Source organism: Sulfitobacter sp. 1A13679 (genome assembly GCF_043557115.1).
GTDB lineage: Bacteria > Pseudomonadota > Alphaproteobacteria > Rhodobacterales > Rhodobacteraceae > Sulfitobacter > Sulfitobacter faviae.
The window spans coordinates 23,759-41,918 of record NZ_JBIFFO010000017.1 but is presented as its reverse complement, the minus strand read 5'-3'; the positions used below and the strand labels follow the sequence as shown (position 1 = coordinate 41,918).

Annotated in this window: 18 protein-coding genes; 2 read left to right on the top strand and 16 right to left on the bottom strand. The window is 64.1% G+C overall.

Going from position 1 to position 18,160, the window contains the following annotated elements:
• Positions 1-25 precede the first annotated feature (25 nt).
• The 13 genes from ACGYLA_RS13820 to ACGYLA_RS13760 form a co-directional block, all read right to left on the bottom strand.
• Complete coding sequence (locus ACGYLA_RS13820) at positions 26-1,525, bottom strand: class I adenylate-forming enzyme family protein (RefSeq protein WP_394433226.1); 1,500 nt, start codon at positions 1,523-1,525, stop codon at positions 26-28.
• Between the two features lie 53 nt (positions 1,526-1,578).
• On the bottom strand, positions 1,579-2,346 hold the full coding sequence (locus ACGYLA_RS13815; RefSeq protein WP_271689051.1) for an oxepin-CoA hydrolase, alternative type: 768 nt from the start codon (positions 2,344-2,346) through the stop codon (positions 1,579-1,581).
• Positions 2,343-2,750, bottom strand: a complete 408-nt coding sequence (locus ACGYLA_RS13810; protein WP_271689050.1) for a PaaI family thioesterase — start codon at positions 2,748-2,750, stop codon at positions 2,343-2,345. The genes ACGYLA_RS13815 and ACGYLA_RS13810 overlap by 4 nt, the downstream gene beginning before the upstream one ends.
• Positions 2,731-3,864 carry an acyl-CoA dehydrogenase family protein gene (locus ACGYLA_RS13805; protein ID WP_394433224.1) on the bottom strand — a complete coding sequence of 378 codons (1,134 nt, stop codon included), beginning with the start codon at positions 3,862-3,864 and terminating at the stop codon, positions 2,731-2,733. The genes ACGYLA_RS13810 and ACGYLA_RS13805 overlap by 20 nt, the downstream gene beginning before the upstream one ends.
• Positions 3,861-5,060 (bottom strand): acyl-CoA dehydrogenase family protein, encoded by a 1,200-nt coding sequence (locus ACGYLA_RS13800; protein ID WP_394433222.1) that lies wholly within the window; start codon positions 5,058-5,060, stop codon positions 3,861-3,863. Before ACGYLA_RS13800 ends, ACGYLA_RS13805 begins: the two co-directional genes overlap by 4 nt.
• A gap of 11 nt (positions 5,061-5,071) precedes the next feature.
• Positions 5,072-6,247, bottom strand: coding sequence for an acetyl-CoA C-acyltransferase (locus ACGYLA_RS13795; protein ID WP_394433220.1), 1,176 nt, complete (start codon positions 6,245-6,247; stop codon positions 5,072-5,074).
• The gene (locus tag ACGYLA_RS13790; protein WP_394433218.1) at positions 6,244-8,340 is read right to left on the bottom strand and encodes a 3-hydroxyacyl-CoA dehydrogenase NAD-binding domain-containing protein; all 2,097 of its coding nucleotides are present in this window, start codon (positions 8,338-8,340) and stop codon (positions 6,244-6,246) included. Before ACGYLA_RS13790 ends, ACGYLA_RS13795 begins: the two co-directional genes overlap by 4 nt.
• Before the next feature lie 17 nt (positions 8,341-8,357).
• The gene (locus tag ACGYLA_RS13785; RefSeq protein WP_394433216.1) at positions 8,358-9,146 is read right to left on the bottom strand and encodes an IclR family transcriptional regulator; all 789 of its coding nucleotides are present in this window, start codon (positions 9,144-9,146) and stop codon (positions 8,358-8,360) included.
• Positions 9,143-10,483: a TRAP transporter large permease gene (locus tag ACGYLA_RS13780; RefSeq protein WP_394433214.1), complete on the bottom strand. Its 1,341-nt coding sequence runs from the start codon at positions 10,481-10,483 to the stop codon at positions 9,143-9,145. The genes ACGYLA_RS13785 and ACGYLA_RS13780 overlap by 4 nt, the downstream gene beginning before the upstream one ends.
• Positions 10,483-11,016 carry a TRAP transporter small permease gene (locus ACGYLA_RS13775; protein ID WP_394433212.1) on the bottom strand — a complete coding sequence of 178 codons (534 nt, stop codon included), beginning with the start codon at positions 11,014-11,016 and terminating at the stop codon, positions 10,483-10,485. Before ACGYLA_RS13775 ends, ACGYLA_RS13780 begins: the two co-directional genes overlap by 1 nt.
• Before the next feature lie 26 nt (positions 11,017-11,042).
• Entirely contained in the window at positions 11,043-12,098 is a 1,056-nt protein-coding gene (locus ACGYLA_RS13770; protein WP_322329047.1) for a C4-dicarboxylate TRAP transporter substrate-binding protein, read from the bottom strand.
• A 267-nt stretch (positions 12,099-12,365) separates the two neighbouring features.
• Positions 12,366-13,136: an MBL fold metallo-hydrolase gene (locus ACGYLA_RS13765; RefSeq protein ID WP_394433210.1), complete on the bottom strand. Its 771-nt coding sequence runs from the start codon at positions 13,134-13,136 to the stop codon at positions 12,366-12,368.
• An 80-nt stretch (positions 13,137-13,216) separates the two neighbouring features.
• Positions 13,217-14,047 (bottom strand): 3-keto-5-aminohexanoate cleavage protein, encoded by an 831-nt coding sequence (locus ACGYLA_RS13760; RefSeq protein WP_394433208.1) that lies wholly within the window; start codon positions 14,045-14,047, stop codon positions 13,217-13,219.
• A gap of 147 nt (positions 14,048-14,194) precedes the next feature.
• On the opposite strand from ACGYLA_RS13760, the gene ACGYLA_RS13755 reads away from it, so the two are divergent.
• Entirely contained in the window at positions 14,195-14,662 is a 468-nt protein-coding gene (locus ACGYLA_RS13755; protein WP_394433205.1) for an REP-associated tyrosine transposase, read from the top strand.
• 147 nt (positions 14,663-14,809) lie between these two features.
• Here ACGYLA_RS13755 and lepA read toward each other — a convergent pair whose 3' ends face one another.
• Positions 14,810-16,612, bottom strand: coding sequence for a translation elongation factor 4 (gene lepA / locus ACGYLA_RS13750; protein ID WP_394414734.1), 1,803 nt, complete (start codon positions 16,610-16,612; stop codon positions 14,810-14,812).
• A gap of 214 nt (positions 16,613-16,826) precedes the next feature.
• Between lepA and ACGYLA_RS13745 the strand changes: the two genes are divergently transcribed.
• A complete protein-coding gene (locus ACGYLA_RS13745; RefSeq protein ID WP_394433203.1) occupies positions 16,827-17,189 on the top strand; it encodes a hypothetical protein in 363 nt (120 codons plus the stop codon).
• A 4-nt stretch (positions 17,190-17,193) separates the two neighbouring features.
• On the opposite strand, the gene ACGYLA_RS13740 is transcribed toward ACGYLA_RS13745, so the two are convergent.
• Together ACGYLA_RS13740 and ACGYLA_RS13735 are read right to left on the bottom strand one after the other, a co-directional pair.
• On the bottom strand, positions 17,194-17,655 hold the full coding sequence (locus ACGYLA_RS13740) for a low molecular weight phosphatase family protein (RefSeq protein WP_394433201.1): 462 nt from the start codon (positions 17,653-17,655) through the stop codon (positions 17,194-17,196).
• The gene (locus ACGYLA_RS13735; RefSeq protein WP_394433309.1) at positions 17,656-18,159 is read right to left on the bottom strand and encodes a UPF0262 family protein; all 504 of its coding nucleotides are present in this window, start codon (positions 18,157-18,159) and stop codon (positions 17,656-17,658) included.
• Position 18,160 lies beyond the last annotated feature (1 nt).

Here is an 18,160-nt window from a genome sequence, read left to right as displayed (position 1 = left end):
CGGGGCGCCTCTGCGCCCCGCCCCGTCACGCCAGTTGATCGGCAAAGGCCGTCAGCAAGCGGTGCTTCAGGATCTTGCCCGTGGGCGCTGCGGGGAGATCAGTGGCCACGATGATCTGCGACGGGCGTTTGTAGCCCGTGAGCCGTTCCTTGACGAAACCGCGCAACTCCTCTGCCGTGACATAGTCGCCCGCTGCCACCTGCACGAAGGCCAACACCTCTTCGTCGCCCTCGCGCCGCCGTCCGACCACCGCCGATTGCACCACGCGCGGGTGATCGTTCAACGCGGCCTCCACCTCAGGCGGATAGACGTTGAAACCGCCATGGATGATCAGCTCTTTCGAACGTCCGAGGATGTGCAATCGCCCGTCCTCATCGAGCTTGCCCAGATCGCCGGTGTGTAGCCAGCCCTCGGCATCGATCGCTTTGTCGGTCTCGGTCGGGTTGCGGTAATAGCCCTTCATCACATGCGGGCCGCGCACCAGCACCTCGCCCTCGCTCGCGCCATTGCCGCCGGGGGCTTGGTCGTCGATCTTGCACTCAGTCCCCGGCGTCACCGGCCCGACGGAGGTATCGGGGGAGCCAAGCGCATTGGTCGTGGCCGATGCGCCCGAGCAGGTCTCGGTCATGCCGAAACCGTTTTGCAGGGGCAGTTCGTAGAAAGCCTCGGCCTTGCGCTTCCACGCAGGGTCGAGCGGCGCACCGCCGGAGGAGACATAGCGCAGGGTCGGGCTTTCCAGTTTCGGCATGCCGCGTTCACGAGAGTATTGCATGACCAGCGCGTGCATCTGCGGCACCGCAGGCAGGATCGTGACATCCTCATGGGTCGCGGCATGCAGCTTGGCCGCGGAAAAGCGGCTTTCCTGCCGCACCTTCGCGCCCGCGCTAACCGCAGCCATCAGCACCGAGACAAGGCCGAAGACATGGGTCATCGGCAAGACGCCATAGACCACATCGCCCGGCACCATCTGGCGCAGATCGGCAGAGGCCCGCGCGCCGAAACGCAGGTTGGAATGGGTCAGCATCACGCCCTTGGGATCGCCCGTGGTGCCAGTGGTATAAAGCAGCACCGCCACATCATGCAGATCGGCGTCCGGGCTGCTGGGCAGAGGTGTGGCAAGGTACAGTCTGCCGAAATCGCCCGAAACCTCGCGCGCGTTCAGCCGTTCCGCATGGGCCGCCGCCTCGGGCGAGACGTCGCAAGTCAGCAGAACCGCCGCCGGGGTGGCGTGGTTGATGATGCGGGTGACCTCGGCCTCGCTCTGGCGGGCGTTGACGGGGATCGCCACGGCGTCCAACTCCCACGCGGCATAGAGCCCGGCCACGGCGGAAACGCAGTTTTCCACCATCAACAGCACGCGGTCGCCCGCCTGCACTCCCGCGGCGCGCAATTCCGCCGCCAAAGCCCGGCGCGCGCGGTCCAGATCGGCAAAGCTCCAAGCCGCGCCGCTGGCGTCGCTCAGCGCTGGTGCCTCGGGGCGGGTCGCCAATTGCTCCGCTAGAAAATCCTGTACCCTGGCATTCATGGGTGTCTCCTCCTGCCTAATAGCGGCCCCCTCCTCCGGCAGCCGCCGCCCGGCTAGAACCGGGGCTTTCGTTTCTCCAAAAAGGCCGCGATGCCCTCGGCGGCCTCGTCGCCGCCCGCGGCGCGGGCCATGGCGTTGCGCTCGGCGTCGAGCTGCGCGGCCTCGTCGGTCTCATAGGCCTGCCCGACCAAGGCCCGGATCGTGCCCTGCGCCGCGCGCGGACCCGCGGCCAGCGTGTCGGCCAGCATCAGCGCCTCGTCGAGCGCGCGACCATTGGGGCAGATGCGGTTCACCGCGCCCAGTTCGGCAAAGCGCATGGCCATGACCGGGCGGCCCAGCAGGCACATCTCCATCGCCAAGGGGCGCGGCAGGAGCCGGGCGAGCGAGGCGGTGAGGCCCGCGTCGGGCACCAGACCGGCCTTGACGTAGGCGGCGGTAAACTGCGCGTCCTCGCAGGCCACGATCATGTCGCAGGCCAGCGCCAGCGACAGGCCCGCGCCCGCGGCACCACCTTCGACGGCGGCGAGGACGGGGACCGGGCAGGCGCGGATCGACCGCACCAGATCATGCAGCGCATCGACCCGCTCGCGGCGGACCTCTTCGGTCAGCTTGCGGCGTTCGATCAGCACGTTGAGGTCGCCCCCGGCGCAGAAGAACCGCCCCTCGGAGGTCAGGATCACCGCGCGGATGCGCGGCTCCTCGGCCAGCCGCATCGCCTCGGCGATGGCGTCGTAGAGCGCGGGCGTCAGCGCGCCGCGTTTCTCGGCGTTGCCGTTCCAGACGATCAAGCGGTCGCCCCGGTCCTCGACGCGTGCAGTCATGTCTTGGCCCTCTTGAACACACCGGTGGCGCGCGACAGCAGGCGGCCCTCGGCATCGTGCAACTGCGCCTCGGCGTAGAGAATCTTGAAGCCCCCGCCGGTGACGCGCCCCGTGGCGACAATCTGCCCCTCGCGGACCGCGCCGATGTAGTCGGTGGTCAGCGAGAGCGTCAGCATCGGCACGAAAGGCCCGCTCATCGCGCAGTGCCGCGCGCAGGCGAAACCGGCGGCAACGTCGAGCATCAGCGTATGCAGACCGCCGTGCAGCACGCCCGAAACATTCAGGTGCTGCGGCCCGAGGTCGAGTGTGACGCGGGTGCTGCCATCGGGGTTCGACAGGTCGGGGGTAAACCCGATCAGCTGCTGAACCCCGCTGGTCGGTGCATCATGCGGCGGATAGTGCAATGAACCGCTCCAGATGATGGTCGACATCGCCAAAGCGGTGGTCCGCCATGGTGATGCGTTTAGCGATATGCGCCAGTTCGTACTCCTGCGTCATGGCGATGCCGCCATGCATCTGGATCGTATCCTCCGCAACCAGACGGCCAACGCGGCCCATCAGGTTCTTGGCGGCCGAGACGTGACGCTCACGGCTAGCACGATCGTCCTCCAGATGGCCTGCGGCGTTGATCACCGCCGAGCGCGCCTGTTCGAGGTCGATGAGCAGGTCCGCCATGCGATGCGCCAGCGCTTGGAAGCTGCCGATCGGGCGGCCGAACTGCTTGCGGGTGCCAAGGTACTCGCGCGTGAGGTCGCAAGCGGTCTCCATCGCGCCCAGCGTTTCGGCGCAGAGCGCGGCGGTGGCCATGGCGGTGCGTGTCTCGATGGCGTCAAACGCCTTGCCCGCCGCGCCCAGACGGGCGCTTTCCGGCAGGGTCACGTCATCGAGCGTTACCTCGGCGGCGCGGCCACCTGCGAGCAGCGCGTAGCCGGTGACGGTCAGCCCCTTGGCATCGGCGGGCACGAGAAAGAGCGAGATACCATCGCGGTCCCCCGCCTCGCCGCTTTCGCGGGCGGAGACGACGAGCATGTCGGCGGCCTCGGCATTCGCCACCACGGCCTTGCGACCGCTAAGCACGATCTGGTCGCCGCTCGCGCTGGCAGAGGTGGTGACCCGCTCAAGGTCATAGCGGCTGCCCGGCTCGCCATGGGCGAAGGCCAGTTGCAGCGCGCCGCCGATCAGTTGCTCGATATGCTCCTGCTGTTCTTCGGTCCCGAGGTCGGCGATCAGCCCCCCGGCCAGCACGGCGCTGTCCAGAAGCGGTTCGACCACCCCGGCGCGGCCCAACTCCTCGAAGACCACGGCGAGGTCGAAACCGGCACCGCCGAAACCGCCCTGCTCTTCTGTGAAGAGCGCGCCGATCACGCCCAGTTCGGCCAAGCCTTCCCAGATCTCGGTCGAATAGCCGGTCTCGCTCTCAAGGATGCGGTTGCGGGTATCGGTATCGTATTTGTCACGCAGAAACCGCCGCAGGCTGTCCTGCAGCATCTGGCGTTCTTCGGTCAGGTCGAAATTCATTTGCCACCTCCCAACATGGTCTTGGCGATGATCTGGCGCTGGATCTCGTTGGAGCCGCCGAAGATCGACAGTTTACGGTTGTTGAAATACTGCGCGGCCACGGGGCCCGCGTCATTGGGATCGGGCAGCGCATCGTTGCTGCCGGCCACCGCTTCCGAGGCGAAGGGCATCGCGTAAACGCCAGCCGCTCGGCGTGCGAGGTCGTTGATCTCTTGCCGGATGATCGTGCCTTTGACTTTCAGCATGGAGCTTTCCACGCCCGGCGCCTGCCCGGCGGCGGCCTTGGAAATGATCCGCAAATTGGTCGTCGCCATCGCCATCAGGTCGATCTCGGCCTGCGCCACGCGGGCGGCGAAATGCGGGTTCTCGATCAGCGGGCGGCCCCCGGCCATCTCGGATTTGGCGATGCGTTTCACGGCCTGAAGACCGGCTTGGGAGAAGCCCACGCCCGCGATGTTGGTGCGCTCATGGGTCAGCAGGTACTTGGCGTAGGTCCAGCCCTTGTTCTCCTCGCCCACGAGGTTCTCGGCAGGCACCTTGACGTTGTCGAAGAAGACCTCGTTCACCTCGGCGCCGCCATCCAGCAGGATGATCGGGCGCACGGTGATGCCGGGGGTTTCCATGTCGATCAGCAGGAAGGAGATGCCCTCTTGCTGCTTCACCTCCTTGTTCGTCCGCACAAGGCAGAAGATCATGTTGGCGTGTTGACCAAGGGTCGTCCAAGTCTTCTGACCGTTGACGATGTAATGGTCGCCGTCCTTGACCGCTGTGGTTTTCAGTGAGGCAAGGTCCGACCCGGCGCCCGGCTCGGAATAGCCCTGACACCACCAGTCTTCACCCGACAGGATGCGCGGCAGCCAGTAGTCCTGCTGCTCTTTCGAGCCGAACTTCTGCAGCACCGGCGCCAGCATCGACAGGCCAAAGGGCACGATGCGCGGCGCGTGGTGGGCGGCGGCTTCTTCCTCGAAGATGTGACGCTGCACGGCGTTCCACGCCGCCCCGCCGAACTCCTTGGGCCAGTTGGTCGCAAGCCAGCCTTGTTCGTTCAGGATCGCGTGCCAGCGCTCGTGGTCGTCCTTGGTCAACTCCTGCCCACGGCGCACCTTTTCGGAGAGTTCCTTGGGCAGTTTCTCGGCGAGAAATTGACGCACCTCCTCGCGGAAGGCGCGTTCTTCGTCTGTATAGCTCAGGTCCATGTCGGCCCCCTTTAGTAGATTTCGAAGAGGCCAGCCGCCCCCATGCCGCCGCCGATGCACATCGTCACGACGCCCAGTTTCGCGCCGCGGCGGTGGCCTTCGCGCAGGATATGGCCGGTCATCCGGGCCCCGGTCATGCCGAAGGGATGGCCGATGGCGATGGAGCCGCCGTTCACGTTGCATTTGTCCGGGTCGATGCCCAGACGGTCGCGGCAGTAGAGCGCTTGGCTCGCGAAAGCCTCGTTCAGCTCCCAGATGTCGATGTCGTCGACAGTCAGCCCATGGCGTTCCAAGAGGCGCGGCACGGCGAAGACCGGGCCGATGCCCATCTCGTCGGGTTCGCAGCCCGCCACGGCGAAGCCGCGGAAGGCGCCCATGGCCTGAAGCCCCTGCTGCTCGGCCTCTTTGCTGTCCATCAGCACCAGTGCTGCGGCACCGTCCGACAACTGGCTGGCGTTACCGGCGGTGATGAAGGCCCCCTCGCCGCGCACCGGCGTGAGGCCCGCAAGCCCCTCCATCGTGGTGCCGGGGCGGTTGCATTCGTCGCGGTCCACGGTGACCTCGCGGGTGGAGATCTCCTTGGTTTCCTTGTCCTGCACGCCCATGGTGGTCTGCATCGGCACGATCTCGTCGTCGAAGAGACCGGCCTCCTGCGCCTTGGCGATCAGCTGCTGGCTGCGCAGACCGTAGGCGTCCTGATCCTCGCGGCTGATGTTGTAGCGTTTGGCCACGATGTCGGCGGTGTCGATCATCGCCATGTAGACCTCGGGCTTGTGCTCTTCCAGCCAAGGCTCCTTGACCGATTTCACATGCGGCTGGATCAGCGAAATGCTCTCGACCCCGCCCGCGACCATCGGGCCTGCGCCCTCCATGCAGATGGCATTGGCGGCCATGGCGACGGTCTGCAAGCCGGACGAGCAGAAGCGGTTCACGGTCACGCCCGAGGCGGTGACCGGCAGGCCCGCGCGCAGGGCGATCTGACGCGCGATGTTCGAGCCGGTGGCCCCTTCGGGGTAGCCGCAGCCGATCATCACGTCCTCGATGGCCGAAGGCTCCACGCCCGAACGTTTCACGGCCTCGGCGACCACATGGCCGCCCATGGTGGCACCGTGGGTCATGTTGAATGACCCGCGGAAGGATTTGGCCAGCCCGGTGCGGACGGCAGAGACGATTACGGCCTGTTTCATTTGGCAGCTTCCTTGTTCAGATCATCAAAGTTGCGGTTGGTCTTGACCAGTTCGGCCAGCAGTGGTGCGGGCTTCCAGAACCACGGGTCCTGCTCGGCGAAGCCTTCGATTGCCGAGAGCACGTTGGGCAGGCCCTGAATGTCGGCCCATTTCATCGGGCCGCCCCAGTAGCGCGGGAAGCCGTAGCCGAAGAGCAGGGTCATATCGATGTCGAGCGGGCGTTTCGCGATGCCTTCTTCCAGCACTTTCGCGGCCTCGTTGACCATGGCGCACATGTAGCGGCGCACGATCTCGGCGTCGGTGAACTCGCGCGGGGTGATGCCGCGTTCCTTCTGCTCTTCCTCGATCAGGCGGGTGACTTCCGGGTTCGGCGTGCCGCCGCGCTTGCCCTTCTCGTAGATGTAGTAACCCTCGCCGGTCTTCTGGCCGAAATGGCCCTGTTCGCAAAGCCGGTCGATGTAGGTCGGCACCCGCTCCTCGGGGTGGCGCGTGGCGGCCTTGCGCTTGCGCGTGGCCCAGCCGATGTCGAGACCGGCGAGGTCGGCCACGGCGAAGGGGCCCATGGCGAAGCCGAATTTCTCCAGCGCCGCGTCGATCTTGTAGGGGCTGGCGCCGTCCAACACCATGTGGTCCGCCGCGGTGCGGTAGGTGGCGAGGATGCGGTTGCCGATGAAGCCGTCGCAGACACCTGCGCGGACAGAGACCTTGCCCAGTGCCTTGCCAAGCGCGAAGCCAGTGGCGACCACGTCTTTCGCGGTCTTGTTGGCGACGACGACCTCGAGCAGTTTCATCACATGCGCGGGCGAGAAGAAGTGCAGCCCGATCACGTCCTCGGGGCGCTTAGTGCTGGCGGCGATCTCGTTCACGTCCAGATAGGAGGTGTTGGAGGCCAGCACGCAGCCTGGTTTGCAGACCGCGTCGAGCTTGCCGAAGACTTTCTTTTTCACGTCCATGTCCTCGAAGACCGCCTCAACCACCAGATCGACATCCCGCAGGCTGTCGTATTCGGTAGAGACGGTGAGCGCTTGGCCGGTCAGATGATCGAACTTCGCCTGATCGATCTTGCCGCGCTTCAACGCGCCGGCGAGGTTGCCGGAGATACGGTCATGCGCGGCCTTAGCGGCCTCGTCCTTCATCTCGATCAGCACGACCGAGAAACCCGAGAGCAGCGCCGCCGTGGCGATGCCAGCGCCCATGGTGCCGCCGCCGATCACGCCGATGGCTTTCAGCTCGCGCGGCTCGACGCCCTTGAGTTCCGGCAGGTTGCTGACGGCGCGTTCCGAGAAGAACGCGTGGATCATGCCCTGACGCTGGTCGGTGTTCATCAGTTCCGAGAAGATGCGGCGCTCGGCTTTCATGCCCTCCTCGAAGGGTTTCTCGACGCCCGCCTGCACGGCCCGCACGGCCTCGGCGGGGGAAATCTGGCCGCGGCCCTTCTTCAGCGTCGCCTCATAGGCGGCGTCCCAGTCGATGGGCGCGGGCGCGGGCATCTCGCAGATCGGACGGCGCTCGGCACCGCTGTCGAGCAACTCGCGGACGTAGGCAAGGCCAACCTCCTGCGGATCGCCCTCCTCCACGCGGTCGACGATGCCCATCTCCAGCGCCTGCGGTGCCTTGATGTGGCGGCCCGTGGTGATGGCGTCGAGCGCAGGTTCCACGCCGATCAGACGCGGCAGACGCTGGGTGCCGCCAGCGCCGGGAATGAGGCCGAGGTGCACTTCCGGCAGGCCCACGCGGGCCGAGGGCTGGGCGATGCGGTAATGCGCCGAGAGCGCGACCTCGAGACCGCCGCCGAGGCTCACGCCATGCATGGAGGCCACGACCAGAAGCGGCGAGGCTTCGATCCGGTTGCAGAGATCGGGCAGGAAGGGCTCCATCGGCGGTTTGCCGAACTCGGTAATGTCTGCCCCCGCGATAAAGGCACGTCCCTCGCCCACGATCATCACAGCGCGCACGCCGTCTTCGGCCTCGGCGCGGTCCATGCCGTCCGCCAGCCCCTGCCGCACGGCTTGGCTCAGCGCGTTGACGGGCGGGTTTTCGATGCGCAGCACGACGATGTCGTCATGGCGGGAATAGGCGATCTTGTCGGTCATGTGATGTCTCCTTGTCTTTATCCGCGCCGCGACAGGGCGGGCGCCCGTCCGGTGCGTTGTTCGATGCCGCTGACCACGTCGCGCAGGGCTGGCCCCACTTGTGATAGAATGCGGTCGTCGGGCAAGTCCGCCGGCAGCGCGCCGCAGCTAAAGGACACCGGCTCTCCGAACTCACCGGCGTAATAGGGCACGCTGACCGCGTTTACATTCCGGGCATAGCGGGTGTCAGGCGGGGCCAGCACAAAGCCCTGCGCCAGCAGTTGCTCATAGCCCTCACGGCGGAAATCGCGCAGCCGGTCATTGGGTTCCAACGCTTCGAAACGGTCTTCGTCAAGGCTGGCCAGCGTGGCCAGACCCGAGGAGGAGCCATAGACCGGAATGCGGTGCCCCGGCTCCAGCCAGATCGTCGAGGCCGTGCGCGGTCGCCACGTGCGTACCAGCATCATCCGATCACCATCGCGCACGGCGATCAACGCCAGCGTGCGGGTCTCATCCGCCAGTTCCTGCATCGCATCCGACGCCATATCCACGAAGCTCACCGCGACAGAGGCGACGGAGCCGAGCGCAATGGCCGCGGGCCCAAGCCGAAACTTGTCGTTGCGCCCGCCATGGGCCAGATACCCCAGCTCGCACAGCGTATAGGTCAGCCGCGAGACGGTGGGTTTCGGCAGCCCCGTCCGCTCAGCGATCTGAGCATGGCTTAGCCCGCTATCGCTGGCGCGAAAGGCCCGCAGAATGCCAAGCCCCCGCGCCAGCGTATTGGCGAACTTGCGGTCCGTGCCGGTATCGGATGCCGCCTGATTCATCGCGCCGCCATCGGGATCAGGAGCGAGATCGTCGGGAAGGACATGATCAGGATCAGCACGATCACGTCGACGCTGAGAAAGCGCGTGATCCCGGCAAAGATCTTGTCGATCGGCGCTTCACGGCCCACCACGTTGGCGATGACGAAGACGTTGAGGCCGACGGGCGGGGTGATCAGGCCGATCTCCAGCAGCTTGATGACCACGACGCCGAACCAGATGAGGTTTAGGTCATAGCTTTCGACCAGCGGGATCATCAGCGGCAGAGTCAGCACCATGATGCCAATGGGATCAAGGAACATGCCCAAGAGCAGGTAGATCAGCGCAATGCAAAGCATCAGCACCACCAGCGACATCTGCGCGTCTGAGACGAACCCAACGATGGTGCCCGCGACGCCCGTCAGCGCGACGAAGGCCACAAAGATCTTGGCACTGGCAGCGATGAGGAAGATGGCGGAGGTCTGCACGCAGGTCTCTTTCACCGCAGCCCAGAGGCCCGCCCAGTCGAGCTTCTTCTGCGCAAAACCGATCAGCGTGGCAGAGACGACGCAGACAGCTGCGGCCTCGGTCGCGGTGAAGATGCCGCCGTAGATGCCGCCGATGATGAGCACGAAGAGCAGCAGCGCGGGCCAGCTTTCGAGCGCTGCGGTCCAACGCTCCCCCGCGCTGTAGCGCTGGGCGGTCGAGGGGGCGACCGATGGATCGCGCCAGACCCAAACGGCGATGACCAGCACGAAGCCCATCAGCGTCAGCAGCCCCGGCAGAACACCGGCGAGGAAGAGCGAGGAGATCGAGGTCTCGGTGAAGATGCCGTAGATGATGAAGAGCACCGAAGGCGGAATGAGCGAACCCAGCGTACCCCCCGCCGCGACCGAGGCGGTGGCGAGGCGCGGGTCATAGCCCATGCGCAGCATCTCGGGCGTGCAGATCTTGCCCATGGTCGAGGCGCAGGCGATGGACGAGCCGGTGATCGCGGAAAACCCGCCGCAGCCCATGACCGAAGCCATAGCCACCCCGCCCGGCAGCTTGGTCAGCCAGACCTTGGCGGCGTGGTAGATTTTCGTCGTGATATCAGCGCGATAGGCGATATGTCCAAGCGCCACGAAGAGCGGGATCATCGACAGATCGTAGGAATGGATGAGGTCGAAGGAGTTCGAGAACACCATCGAAGTGGTCGCTTTGATCGCGCGCTCGGGCATGAAAGTCCCGGTGCGGAAGGCGAAGATAAAGAAGGTGGCGACGGTCGCGACCGAGGCCAGTGTAAAGGCGATTGGCACCCGCAGGGCCAGCATGATCAGTACCGCGGCAAAGGCGATCATTCCGATGGTCGAAGCATCCATTAGCGCAAGTCCTCTTCAACCATAAGGTCAGCCGCGTGATGTTGCTCATCCGAGACGACGCCGCCCGCAAGCACGGTGCGCCCGTCGCGCCATGTCAGCTCGGCCAGCCGCAAGAAAGTGGCGATCATCCCGATCAGGAACAACAACCGCCCCGGCCACTTGGGCAGGTTCAGTTCGCCATAGAAAAAGCTCCCCTTCTCCACCACGGAGAGGAATTCACGCCCGCCGGAATAGATCAGCGGCGCCAGCGCCAGCATCCCGATGGCAGAGCCTGCAACGATCAGCACCGAGCGTGCGCGTTCCGGGAAACGGTCGGTCACGAAGGCGACCGAGACATGCGCACGGGCCGCGGTGGCGGCGGCGAGGGGCAGCAGGATGGCGGCGACCATGAGCTCTCGCACCATGGTCACGCTATCGGGCACCTGACTGGCAAAGAGCGCGCGGGCGATCACGTTGGAGGTGATCAACACCCCCAAGGCGATCACCGCCAAGGCCCCCAGCCCCAACAGGATTTTCTCCAGATTTACCAACATATGCTGCCCCTCCCCAGTGTCAGCGATCAGTTACCAGCGGCGTCCCATGGGTAGCCGTTGGCGTCACGCTCTTCGGTGTATTTGGCGATGAGCGCCTTATACTCTTCCAGCAGTTCCTCACCCGGCAGACCGGCGGAGCTTGCCGTTTGCACCCATTCGTCAAGGAACTTCTCACCGGCTTTGACCAGTTTCGCGCGGTCCTCTTCGGGCAGGGTGATGACCTCGACGCCCTGCTCTTTCATGGAGGCGATGGCCTTTTCGTTTGCGGTGGTGATCAGACGACCGAATTCATCGGCCATATCCGCGCCAACCTCGGCCAGCGTCTCCTGCTGCTCTTCGGTCAGGCTGTCGTGCATGTCCTTGTTCATGAAGATGCCAAGGCCGCCGACCTGACCCCAGTCGAGGATCGTGTAGCTGTCCATCACCTCGGCCTGTTTCAGCGCCGCCACGGCATAGCTGTAGCCCTGCGAGCAGTCGATCAGCCCGGTGTCGAGCCCTTGGTAGGCGTCGTAGATCGACATGTTGACCATATTCGCGCCCTCCTCGCCAAAGACCTTGCCGTAAGCGCCCACGCCGCGGACCTTCTTGCCCGAGATATCGTCGACGGATTTGATCGCGCCGCCCTTGCAGCCGATGTTCACCTGAGAGGTGGTCCAAGTGCCGATGTAGACGAGGTTCTTCTCGGCGAGGTCTTCTTGAATGGCTTCGTTGCTGCGCATCAGCTCATCGGTGGCGCGCATGCCGACCCAAGCGTCGGGGTTGTTCACCGGCAGGTCGGCGATGCCGTAGCCCGCCATCTCTTGCGGGTAGTAGACCGCGATGACCGAGCCGGTGTCGGCCACGCCATCGGCCAGCGATTGCACGGCGGCATTGGCTTTGAACAGCGCCCCGCCCCACTGGATGTCGAGGCGCATATCGCCATCGGACCGTTCGGCAACCTGATCGGCGAACCACTGCAACGCCTGCGCGCGCGCACCGCGGTTCGGCCCGGCTTCCCCATGAATCAAAACGGTTTCAGCGCTTACCGCGCCACCAGCCAGCGCCAGAGCTGCGGCGCAGCTCAGGTGTTTGAAAATTGTCATGTCGGCTCCTCCCAGAGACTTGTTTCGCAATGCGAACCGTTGTTTCGCATTTGTCGCAGGTCACGCTAGTCCGCGGACCGAAGGCGATCAAGCGAAACTTCGGCTAAAGGCAGGGAGAGCGGTTAGGCTATTGAATTTGTTAAGGGAAAATTTCCCGAAGGATGGTGCAGGCGCGGAACAGCCCCACTCCATCCCGGAATCGGCTGCTCCGATCGAGCGGCCTGTAGCAAAGGCGGCCACGCCCGCACAGGACGTGGCCGTTGAACTTTAATACCAGTCGCCGAATTTGACCTCGACATCAGTGCCGACGCGTTTGGCGAACTCTTGCGGGTCTTGGGTGCCGCCGTCTTTACCCCGGAAGTGATAGGGGTAGACGTAAGCGGGCTTGAACTCGGCCACCGCCGAGGCGGCGGCGTTGGAATCCATGGTGAAGGGCAGGTTCATGCAAACGAAAGCCAGCGAGATATCGGTCAGCCCGCGCATCTCGGGCGTGTCTTCGGTATCGCCCGAGATATAGACGCGGAAGCCGTCGAAGCCGAGGATATAGCCGTTGTCGCGCCCCTCGGGGTGGAACTTCTTGCGCTCTTCGGTGGTGTTATAGGCCGGGATCGCGTTGATCGGCAGGCCGTTGAACTCGGTATTCTCGCCATTGGCAATTTTGCTGGCCTTGGCGGCAAGCGCTTCGGGCAGCATGTCGAAAACGGCGGGGTTGGTGATGATCTGCACGTCATCGCCTGCCAGTGCGGCCAGCGTATCGGCATTGTAGTGATCGCCATGCTCATGGGTGATGAGGATCAGATCCGCCGCCGGGAAATCGCTGTATTGCGCGGGCTCGCCCACCGGATCGACATAGATCACGCCCTTTGGCGTCTCCAACACGATGGAGGCGTGATCGACCGGATGCACGGTGATCGGGCCTGCGTCGGCGTCGAAGGTATCGCCGCTCTGCGTAGCGGCGCGGGCGGCGAAGGGCAGCAGGGTCACGACGCCAGCGGCGGCGGCGGAGGTGGCAAGGAAATGGCGGCGGGTCTGGGTCATTTCAGGCTCCTGTTGGTTGCTGGAACGGGACATAGCTGCCCCGCCCCGCATTTCAACGCGGCACCCGCCATGCGGCAAGCCTAGGCCGGGCGCAGGCCGAGAATTTCACGCGCTTGTGTAGCCGTGGCGACCGGACGCTCGTATTTCGCGCAGAGATCCGCCGCCCGCTGGATCAGCGCGGCATTCGACGGCGCCAGCGTATCGCGGTCCAGCCGCACGTTATCCTCAAGCCCCGCGCGGGTGTGGCCGCCCGCCGCGATGGCCCATTCGTTCAGCACGATCTGGTTCGGCCCGATCCCGGCGGCACACCACTGCGCATCGGGCGCGAGGCGGTTCAGCGTCTTGATGTAGAAATCAAAGGTCTCACGGTCCACCGGCATGGCGTTTTTCACGCCCATGACGAATTGCACATAGAGCTGGCCGGGAATGCGCCCGTCACGGTTCATCTCGGCGGCCTTGTGGATGTGGCTGAGATCGAAGGCTTCGATCTCGGGCTTGATCTCATGGGTTTTCATCTCCGAGGCCAGCCAATCGACCAATTCCGGCGGGTTCTCGTAAACCCGCGTCGGGAAGTTGTTGGACCCGACCGAGAGCGAAGCCATGTCGGGCCTGAGCGAAAGCATCCCGCCCCGCTCCCGTCCCGCGCCCGAGCGCCCGCCGGTGGAGAATTGGATGATCATGCCGGGGCAATGTTTTTGCACGCCTTCCATCAGTCGCGCGAATTTTTCGGGATCGGAGGACGGAGTTTCATCGTCGTTGCGCACATGGGCGTGGCAGATCGAGGCCCCGGCCTCGAAGGCCGCATGAGTCGACTCGACCTGCTCGGCGATCGAGATCGGCACGGCGGGGTTGGCGGCTTTGGTGGGGACGGAGCCGGTGATGGCGACGCAGAGGATGCAGGGGGTGGTCATGGGTGGGGGTCCTGTAGTGTTTGGCGCTCAGGGTCGCATATGGCGGGGGCGGTGTACACTGGTTGGGAAGGTTCAGGCGCAGCCAAACCCCGAGGGGTTTGGCACGAGGTTTACCATTCCTTTACCACCTCGCAGCAACCTCCACGGATGTCCTCCTATCGCCGTCCCCGCATCGCCGGTGCGACCATCTTCTTCACCGTCAACTTAGCCGACCGCCGGTCGGACATTCTGGTCCGGCATGTAGATTTTCTGCGCACTGCGATACGCCAAACCAAGGCAGAACGGCCGTTCCGGATCGACGCCTTCGTGGTGCTGCCGGATCATCTACATTGCGTTTGGACCCTGCCTCCCGGCGACTGCGATTACTCGCTGCGCTGGCGATTGATCAAGGCGCGGTTTTCAAGGGTCTTGCCGAAAGGCGCAACGCGGTCGAGCCATGACAGGCGCGGCGAACGCGGCCTTTGGCAACGCCGCTTCTGGGAGCACCACATTCGGGATCGACGCGACTTCGGCGCGCATGTCGGGTATTGTTGGAACAATCCCGTCAAGCACGGCTACGTCGAAAACCCGGAAGATTGGCCTCTGTCGTCCATCCACCGAAATGCGGCCCCGTAGGGTGCGTGGTCCCCACGCACCTTTGCATGCGAGGCGGCGCGTGCTTTGACGGTGTTCTTTGCGGGCGGTGACATGGTTTGAAAGGTGCGTGCGGAGCACGCACCCTACGGGTGGTTTTGGGGACCGCGCACCGAAAAATGGCCAGCTTTAGCTGTCCATTTTTAGTGCGGAAATAAACGCCTCCTGCGGGATATCGACCTTCCCGAATTGGCGCATCTTCTTCTTACCGGCCTTCTGCTTCTCCAGCAGCTTCTTCTTCCGCGTGGCGTCGCCACCGTAACACTTCGCCGTCACGTCCTTGCGCATCGCCGAGAGCGTCTCGCGCGCGATGACTTTGCCGCCGATGGCCGCCTGAATCGGGATCTTGAACATGTGGCGCGGGATCAGGTCTTTGAGCTTCTCCACCATCGCACGGCCGCGCATCTCGGCGCGGTCACGGTGCACCATGGTCGAGAGCGCATCGACAGGCTCGTCGTTCACGAGGATCTGCATCTTGACCAGATTGTCCTGCCGGTAGCCGATCATCTGGTAGTCGAAGCTGGCGTAGCCCTTGGTGACCGACTTCAGCCGGTCGTAGAAATCGAACACCACCTCATTGAGCGGCAGGTCGTAGACCACCATGGCGCGCGAGCCGGCATAGGTCAGGTCTTCCTGAATGCCGCGGCGGTCTTGGCAAAGCTTCAGCACGTCGCCGAGGTAGTCGTCGGGCACGAGGATCGTGGCCTTGATCCGCGGCTCCTCCATGTGATCGACCAGCGTCATGTCGGGCATGTCGGCAGGGTTGTGCAGCTCCTGCATCTCCCCGTCCTTCATGTGGACGTGGTAGATCACCGAGGGCGCGGTGGTGATGAGGTCGATGTCATACTCGCGCTCAAGCCGGTCGCGGATCACCTCGAGGTGCAAAAGGCCAAGGAAGCCGCAGCGGAAGCCGAAGCCAAGCGCGGCGGAAGTCTCCATCTCGTAAGTGAAGGAGGCGTCGTTCAGGGCGAGTTTCTCGATCGCCTCGCGCATATCCTCGAAATCATTAGCGTCGACCGGGAAGAGGCCGCAGAAAACCACGGGCACCGAAGGCTTAAAGCCCGGCAGCGCGGTTTCGCATTTGCGCTTCTCATGGGTGATCGTGTCGCCGACGCGGGTATCACGGACCTGCTTGATCGAGGCGTTGAGATAGCCGATCTCGCCGGGGCCGAGACTGTCGACGCCGGTCATCTTGGGCCGGTAGACGCCCACATCGTCCACGTCATAGGTGCCGCCGGTCTTAATCATGCGAATGCGGTCGCCCTTTTTCAGGGTGCCGTCGATAATACGGACGATACAGATGACGCCGAGGTACTGGTCATATTTACTGTCCACCAGCATCGCTTTGAGCGGCGCGTCGGGGTCGCCGCCCTTGGGCGCGGGCAGTTTGTTGACGATCGCTTCCAGCACGTCGGGAATGCCGACGCCGGTCTTGGCAGAGATCAGGCAGGCATCGGAGGCATCGATGCCGATCACATCCTCGATCTGTTCGCGTACGCGGTCGGGGTCAGAGGCGGGCAGGTCGACCTTGTTCAGCACCGGCACGATCTCATGATCCGCATCGATGGCGGTATAGACGTTGGCCAACGTCTGCGCCTCAACGCCTTGTGTGGCGTCGACGACCAGAAGCGAGCCTTCAACCGCATGCATGGAGCGCGCGACCTCATAGGCGAAGTCGACGTGTCCGGGCGTGTCGATCAGGTTCAGCACATAGGTCTTGCCGTCCTTGGCCGGGTATTCGATGCGGACGGTGTTGGCCTTGATGGTGATGCCCCGCTCCCGCTCGATATCCATGTTGTCCAGAAGCTGGCTTTGCATGTCGCGTTCGGCGACCGTGCCGGTGAGTTGGATCAACCGGTCGGCCAGCGTGGATTTGCCGTGGTCGATATGCGCCACGATGGAGAAGTTGCGGATGTTTTCAAGCGGTGTCATGCAAGGGGATATGGCGCAGAGCCGCGCCTGCGTCAATTGGCCATGAACGCGCCCATGCCCCCTGCCCGCACGTCACGGCGCTTTATCGCGGGCCAAGGGGCGCAGCCCCCCAAAGGAGAATTGCGCGAAGCCCCGTTTTGCGGCATAGTGACGGGCAGAGCAGATCGGGCCGACAAGGGGAAAACCCCATGGTCCAAAACAATAGGGCAAATCAATGCGGACAGTTGCAAGTTTGATGGCGCTCGCCATCTTGGCGGGTTGTGGCGGATCACGTTATTCCAGCGATGCCGCCGTCGGACGTTTCTCCCCCACACCGGTGCTTTTCGCCACGGGACCGATTCAAAAGGCCTGTCTGGCCGATGGGCGCCGCGGCTCCAGCCATGCGCGCTGCGGCTGTGTGCAGGCGGTGGCGGATCAGACGCTGTCGCGCTCGGACCAGCGCCAAGGTGCCAAGATTTTCCGCGACCCGCACCGTTTGCAGGAAATGCGCCAATCCGACAACAAAAGCGAGAACGCTTTCTGGAGCACATGGAAAGCCTTCGGCCAAAGCGCCGCGGCGGCCTGTTCCAACACCTGATTGCTCAGTCTTCGCTAAGTGGCTGGCCAAAGCGGTCAATCAGCCGTCCGACGATCTGATCGCGGGCGGCGCGAAACTGCGTGAGCTTGGCCTCGCGCCCCTCGCCCAGCCCGGTGGGGTCAAGGATCGGCCAATATTCCACGTCGAGATGATAGAACCGCGTCAATTCCAGCGCCCGGCGCTGGCTGGCAGGGCTGAGCGCGATCACAAGGTCAAATGACCCCAGATCGTCGCCCCACTCCTCCATCTCATCGAAACTGCGGCTGCGGTGGCGGTCCAACTCTACATCCAACTCGCTGCATACGGCGATGGAAAAGCCGTCGATCTCCATGTCGTTCTTGACGCCGACGGATTGGACATAGGTGCCGGTGCCGTAAAACTTCTTCATCAACCCCTCGGCCATGGGGGAGCGGACGGCGTTATGATCGCAGCAGAAGAGAACGGATTGAGGCAGCACCTGCGTCATTTATCCGCCGAAATGCAGAACGCAGATCAGGGTAAATAGCCGCCGGGCGGTATCGGTGTCGATCTCAGCCTTGCCCGAGAGCCGCTCTTGCAGCACGCGGGAGCCTTCGTTGTGGATGCCGCGCCGGGCCATGTCGATCGTCTCGATCTGGCTGGGGGGCAGTTTCTTGACCGCTTCAAAATAGCTTTCGCAGATTTGGAAGTAATCCTTCACCACCTGCCGGAAGGGGCCGAGGGAGAGGTGGAATTCCGCTGCCTTTTCAGCCGCTTCGGTCTGCACGTCAAAGACCAGACGCTTGTCGCGGATGGAGAGCGACAGATGGTAAGGCCCCTCGGGCACCGGCCCCTTTTCGCGTTCGGGCAGTATGAAGCTGTTCCCTTCCAGCAGGTCGAACATGGCCACCTTACGCTCCTGATCGATCTCGGGCGTGGGGGGCGGCATGTTCGCGTCATCAAGCGCGATATGGGTGATGCGGGTCATCGGCGCATCCTTTTTGCTGGCGATA